6 protein-coding genes are annotated in these 6,515 nt (G+C 58.1%); 2 read left to right on the forward strand and 4 right to left on the reverse strand.

All coding sequences use genetic code 11. The features are described 5' to 3' along the window. The coding region (locus PSV43_RS03645) for a DUF1501 domain-containing protein (RefSeq protein WP_300193887.1) at window positions 1-715 on the forward strand (715 nt) is incomplete at its 5' end. 39 nt (window positions 716-754) lie between these two features. Beyond that, window positions 755-2,281, forward strand: a complete 1,527-nt coding sequence (gene modA / locus PSV43_RS03650) for a molybdate ABC transporter substrate-binding protein (RefSeq protein WP_300193889.1) — start codon at window positions 755-757, stop codon at window positions 2,279-2,281. Between the two features lie 167 nt (window positions 2,282-2,448). On the opposite strand, the gene PSV43_RS03655 is transcribed toward modA, so the two are convergent. The 4 genes from PSV43_RS03655 to PSV43_RS03670 form a co-directional block, all read right to left on the reverse strand. Then, window positions 2,449-3,582, reverse strand: a complete 1,134-nt coding sequence (locus PSV43_RS03655; RefSeq protein ID WP_300193891.1) for a ribonuclease D — start codon at window positions 3,580-3,582, stop codon at window positions 2,449-2,451. Beyond that, a complete protein-coding gene (rho, locus tag PSV43_RS03660) occupies window positions 3,579-5,024 on the reverse strand; it encodes a transcription termination factor Rho (RefSeq protein ID WP_300193893.1) in 1,446 nt (481 codons plus the stop codon). The genes PSV43_RS03655 and rho overlap by 4 nt, the downstream gene beginning before the upstream one ends. Then, complete coding sequence (coaE, locus tag PSV43_RS03665) at window positions 5,021-5,623, reverse strand: dephospho-CoA kinase (RefSeq protein WP_300193895.1); 603 nt, start codon at window positions 5,621-5,623, stop codon at window positions 5,021-5,023. Before coaE ends, rho begins: the two co-directional genes overlap by 4 nt. Before the next feature lie 118 nt (window positions 5,624-5,741). Next, a partial coding sequence (locus tag PSV43_RS03670; protein WP_300193897.1) for a type II and III secretion system protein occupies window positions 5,742-6,515 on the reverse strand: 774 nt, incomplete at its 5' end.

The following is a 6,515-nucleotide window of genomic DNA, read 5'->3' on the forward strand; positions in this document are numbered from 1 at the left end:
TCATCAGCGCGCCAACCTCGATATCCTCGCCCAGCTAAACACCCGCCACGCCGAAGCCCACCCATGGCACGATGAATTGCGCGCACGCATGCACAATTACGAACTCGCCTTCCGCATGCAGACTCAGGTCCCCGAGACGCTGGACCTCAGCCACGAAGATGAAAATACGAAAGCCATGTACGGCATCGGCAGCGATGCCACCGACGCCTTCGGCCGCAAGTGCCTCCTCGCACGCAAGCTCGTGGAGAAAGGCGTGCGCTTCGTGCAGCTCTACGCAGGCACTTGGGACAGCCACGACTACATCGAGCGCGCCCACGGCAATCTCATCCACCAGGTGGACCAGCCCATCGCCGCACTCATCAAAGACCTCAAACAACGCGGACTGCTCGATGACACCCTCATCGTCTGGTGCGGAGAATTCGGCCGCACACCCGACAACGGCGTCCGTGGCGGCACCGCCTACGGCCGCGATCACAATCCCAAAGCCATGACCGTCTGGCTCGCCGGTGGCGGCGTCAAAGCAGGCCACACCATCGGCAGCACCGATGACCGCGGCATGGAGGCCGTCGAAGAAGTCCATCACGTTCGAAATCTACACGTCACCCTGCTGCGGCTGCTCGGCCTGAACGACAACAAGCTCACCTTCTACCACGCGGGGCGCTTCAAACAGCTCAGCCAGTTCGGCGGCCAGGTCATCGAGAAATTGATCGCGTAATGTTTGAGCGATGCGGCCTTTCTGTCACGTTGCCCCCTCATGCTGAAGAAACTTTTGATCGTCCTATGCCTCGGAGCCGTCGCCGCCGCCGCATGGATCGCGCTTAAACCCGCCAAAGGCAGCTCTGCACCGCTGACGGTCTTTTGCGCCGCTGGATTGAAGAAGCCCGTCGAGGAAATCGCCACCGCTTATCAAAAAGAAACAGGCACGGAGGTCCGACTGCAATACGGCGGCACCGGCACCCTGCTCAGCCAGCTCCGGATCGCCAAGCAGGGCGATCTCTTCATCGCCGCAGATGACGGCGCCCTGGCCGATGCAAAAAAGCTCGGCGTCACTCGCGAAGAGTTTCCATTGGTAAACCAGCAGGCCGTACTGGCAGTCGCCAAGGGCAACCCCAAACACATCGACAGTCTCGCGGCCTTGAAGAGCCCCAACATCAAACTGGCCCTCGCGAATCCCGAAGCCGCCAGCATCGGCCGCGTGGTCAAAAAGCTCCTCGGTAGCGAATGGGATGCGCTGGCCGCAAAAGCCGCCGTGATGAAGCCCACCGTGACAGAAATCGCCGCCGATCTCTCCTTGGGTGCCGTCGATGCCGCCATCGTGTGGGACTCCGTTATACCACAGTTCAAAGGCCTGGAACTCGTTGTGCTGCCCGCATTGGCGAAGCATACAGAACACGCCACCGCAGCCCTGCTGTCATCCTGCCAGCACCCAGCGGAGGCGCTGCGTTTTGCCCGCTACCTCACCGCCCCGGAAAAAGGCGGGGCCATTTTTCAAAAACACGGCTTCAAAAATGTGCCAGGAGACAAGTGGGCCGCACGGCCGGATCTCATCATCTACAGCGGTGGGGTGAACCGCACCGCCATCGAAAAACTCCTGCAGCAGTTCGCCACCCACGAAGGCATCACCATGACCACCGTCTTCAATGGCTGCGGCATTCTCTGCGCGTCCATGAAAACCATGGGGGACAGCAGCAATCCCAAATTCCCCGACGTGTATTACGCCTGCGATGTCTGCTTCGTCCCGCCAGTAGCAGAGCAGTTTCCCGAGGCCATCCTCCTCACCGAGGCCGAAATCGTCATCGCTGTACCCAAGGGCAACCCCAAGGAAATCCACACCCTCGCAGATCTCGCCCGCCCCGGTCTGCGCGTCGGCATCTGCAATGCGGAGCAGTCCACCATCGGCTACCTCACGCGCTCCATGCTGAAATCCATGAACCTCTGGGAGAGCGTCAGCAAGAACGCCTCATCCCAGGTACCCACAGCAGATTTCCTGGTCAATCAGATGCGCACCGGCTCACTCGACGCCGCCGTGGTCTATGGCATCAACATCAACAACGACAAAACCCACTTCGATGCCGTGCCGCTGCCTGCCGACAAATCCAAGGCCGTGCAGCCCTTCGCCGTGCGGCATGATTCACCCCATCAGCAGGTGGGACACCGCCTGCTCACCTTTCTGCGTGAGCACCGCACGAGTTTCGAAAATGCCGGCTTTGTCTGGAAAGGCGACACCGCCCCAGTCAAAAGTGCAGACCTCGTCCTGCCAGATTGGTTGAAGCAAAAATAGCCTCGTCCAGCAGATGCAACGCCCCGCGCCGTAGGTTGGGTGTGTTTGGCGTCCATCGCATCCCATCACCCACAACCTCCTTCGCCAAACCGCCCGACTTCGAGCGCGTACGTGCGCCATGGCTTCTGCCACACACTGACAGACGGGGCGTGCTTGCGCCCCCCCATCTACTCCGCAGTCTGCAGCACCTGCTCCAGACCACCTGCCATCAGATCGTGCTGCCAGTTCATGAGATGGCTGGCCGGATCCCCATCAACGACAAGTTCCTCCATGGTCGCGCGTGATCCGAGCAGCGAGGGCTCAATCTCAAGCCCCTGCGCCACTTGTTCACGATGCGCACAGAGCTTGTCGATCTGGTCCCGCTGAGTATCACTGAGGCGTCCCTTGGTCTTTTTGGCCCGCTGCGGCCAGTCGGCTGGAGCGGATGCCATAATGGCGGCCACAATGTCGAAAAACTCTTTCTTCCAGCGCGGACGCCAGCCGTTCGGCGGATTCAGCGTCTGATCGGCCTCAAACTGCTCGGCATAGGCCACCATCTGCTTGTTCGACATGATCTTGAAACAGGGTGTGTCACGCTCTTTCGCGATGCCTTCACGCCAGTCCCACATGCCTTTCAGAATAGCCAGCCCTCTGGGGTGCAGCCGGCCACAGCCCTGCACACGCCACGGATCTTCACGCGCCACTTTGTCACGCGCGGCGACATCTTCCTGCAAAGAAAGGCAGCTTTCATGAAACCATTCCTCCCGCCCTTTCAGCTTGAGGTCGGCCACAAATCTCTCCGCGATGGTCAGCAGATAGCGCACATCATCCACCGCATAAGACAGCATGTTGGGCGGCAGCGGACGGCGGCTCCAGTCAGCCTTTTGGGACGCCTTGCAAAGATCCAGATCAAAGGCGTTTTTCACCAGCGCCGCGAGGCCAAACTGGCGCGCTCCGAGCAGACGCGCAGCGATCTGCGTGTCGCGAATCACGCGCGGATTCCAGTCATAGGTCCGCCGCAGCATCGTCAGGTCGTAGTCAGCTCCATGAAACCAAAGTTCATGGTCATCCAGCAGCTTCAGCAACGGAGAAACATCCGCAATGGCCAGCGGATCCACCAAGGCATAGCGCCCGGCGCAGTTCACCTGCAGGAGGCAAAGCTTTTCGTGATAGTGGTGCAGGCTGTCCGCCTCGGTGTCTAGGCAGCAGCGCTTGTCCGGGCTTTCTGCCAGCCAGGTGCGCATCTCCCCGACCCATTGGTCGAGATGCTCTGGAGTGTCGATGAACTCATAGTCCTTCGGTGTGGATTCTTCCTCGTTCATTTCAGTCCCATGAGGAGGATTTCCGCATTGTTGCTCGTGCGGTTGATGTTGCGGATGAGCATCTCAAGTGCCTCAACAGCGGGGACAGCAGCAAGCTGTTTGCGCACCTGGGTGATGCGCCGGAATTCGTCAGGATGGTAGAGCAAATCGTCACGCCGGGTGCCCGATTTCAGAATATGCAGCGCGGGGTAAATCCGGCGCTCAGAGATTTCACGATCAAGCGTGGCCTCCATGTTGCCGGTCCCCTTGAATTCCTCAAAGATCACTTCATCCATGCGGCTCTCGGTTTCGATGAGCGCAGTGGCAATGATCGTGAGACTTCCGCCTTCTTCAACATTCCGGGCGGACCCGAAAAACTTCTTGGGCTTTTGCAGCGCCTTGGTGCCAACGCCCCCGGCCATGTAGGCCCCGCCCTTGCTGCCTTGCGAAGAGTTATAGCCACGGGCCAGACGCGTGATGCTGTCCAGCAGAATGACCACATCCTTCTTCATCTCCACCAGACGGCAGGCTCGCTCACGCACAATTTCAGCCACCTGGCTGTGACGCTTCGGACTCTCATCAAACGTGGAACTGTAAATCTCGCACCCCTGCACGGTTTCCTCGAAATCCGTGACTTCTTCAGGACGCTCGTCCAACAGCAGCACGATGAGCGTGATCTCCTTGTGATTTTGCGAGATGGACTTGGCAATGTCCTTCAGAATCACCGTCTTGCCTGAACGCGGCGGCGCGCAGATCAGACCACGCTGGCCTTTGCCCAGCGGCGCAATGATGTCCAAAATGCGGGAACTGACCGCGCAAGGCTTCGCCGTTTCAAGAATGATGCGCTTGTTGGGAAAGGTGGCCGTCAGTTTGTCGAAGTCGGGCGGGGTCTCCCATTTATCGATGGTAATCCCTTCGACTTCAGTGATTCGATCGATCGCCAGATACTTGTCCCTATCCTTGGGAGCCTTGGCAATCCCTGCAATTCTCTGACTTGGACGCAGATTGAATTTCCTCACCAGAAACAACGGGACAAAGACGTCCTCAGGCAGGGGGGTGAAGCTGTACTTCGGGTAACGAATGAGTCCGTAATTGTCCGTACCGATTTCCAGCACCCCTTCCACATTGAGGCGGGTTTTGTGCTCCGCCATCCACGAGCAAAGATCGTAAATAAGCTGATGCTTCGTGCGGCTGGCATTCAGACGAAAATTCACCTTCTCCGCGAGTTCCAGCAGCTCTGCGAGCGAGGAATCCTGCAGATCATTGATGGAGACCTCCTCTGGAAAGGGGGCCTGTGCTCCATCCGTCTTCTGCGGTTCAGCAGGCTGCTCTCCGGAATTGGCAGGAGGTTGGTTGGGCGGTGCGCTTTCCAGCTGTGGCTCGTGATTCTCCATGGAAGGAGTGGCAGCAGGGAGGGATTCCGACACTGGAGTGGCGGGGGATTCGGTAGATGGGTCGTTCATGCTTGCAAGAGTGGACTTGCCAGCGTCAGCACCTGGGCTTCAAGAGATGTCAGAGAACCATCATTCCAAATGACGGCATCTGCTCTTTCAACCTTGGCTTCGATGGGCCATTGGGCCTCCAGGAACTTGTGAACGGTCGGTTCGTCGAGTCCCCGGGTTTCCATCATCCGCCTGACTTGCACCGACCGGCTGGAAGCCACCACGATGACGAAGTCTGCTGAAACTGTACTTCCAATCTCATAGTGGAGGGGGACTTCCGCAAGGAAAAGATTCACCCCTGCCTTTTCGGCCTCCCCGCGCGCCAGCTCGAGAGCCTCCAGTACCGGCGGGTGCAGAATTCCTTCCAGCTTCTTGCGCAACATGGCATCCGGCAAAACCACGTCTCGCAGCCATTGACGATTGATCTCACCGGGCTTCACCAAAACCCTCTCCCCAAACACCGCCACCAGTCCCTTGATCGTCGCATCACGCTTCATGACCTCCCCCACCATCTGATCAGCAGAAAAGAAACGGTGCGGCAGCGTGAGCTGCTGCATCAACATCGACACCAATGTACTTTTGCCACATCCTGCTCCGCCCGTGATCAACCAAGATTTCATCGAAGTAAATGGCCGGTTCGCGGCCCATCTGCAATTGCCAGTCGTTAAAAACACATCAGGCAGGATGCTTGACGCAATCCTGCCTGATGAGAGTTAAGAAATGATCTGATTGAGCCTGTTAAGGAGTCACTGGGGGAAGAAGAGTTCCGACTGAGCCAGTCACCGCAGACGCATCAACTGAGGCTGCCTGCGAACCATTGATTGGCTTGAGCCGCTGACCCGAGGGGTCGATCAAATGGGCCGTCACAAAGATCATCAGGTTACGCTTGTAGTGCTGTTCGGACTCGCTCTTGAACAGGCGCCCAATGAAGGGCAGATCGCCAAGGATAGGCACTTTGTCCTGCACATCCTGCACATCTTCGCGGATCAGGCCGCCCAGAGCTACCGTCTGTCCATCCCAGATGGAAACACCTGTGGTCACCTTACGCACCGAGAACACCGGCTGATTAATGATGTTGGCGGTGATCAGACGCTCTGGCTGTTGCAGAGGAACATAACCAATCGTCCCAGTAGAGAGCTGAATCGGCAGCACCGACTGACTCGAAGGAGACAAAATGGGGGAGCCGTAATTGATAAATCCATCAAACTCCACCACTTCTGGGGCCAAGGTCAGTTCAATCGTGTTGCCATCAGCACCAACTGTAGGTTCAGCCTCAAGGCGAACACCAGTCTGGCGCATTTCAAAGGCCGTCGGAGTTGTCGGAGTTGCAATCTGCTGACCACCGCCACCGCCACCGCCCACGCTGAGACCACCACCACCCTGTGGAAGACGCGGAGGATCAAACTCCGTTGGGTAAATGAACTCACGTGTCACTTCCATCGTGGCACGGGTGCCGCTCTTGGTTGTCACGCTTGGGGCGCTCATCAAATCCACGCCTTTTTTCTGACTCAG

The sequence above is a fragment of the Prosthecobacter sp. genome, from assembly GCF_029946185.1.
Taxonomy (GTDB): Bacteria; Verrucomicrobiota; Verrucomicrobiia; order Verrucomicrobiales; family Verrucomicrobiaceae; genus Prosthecobacter.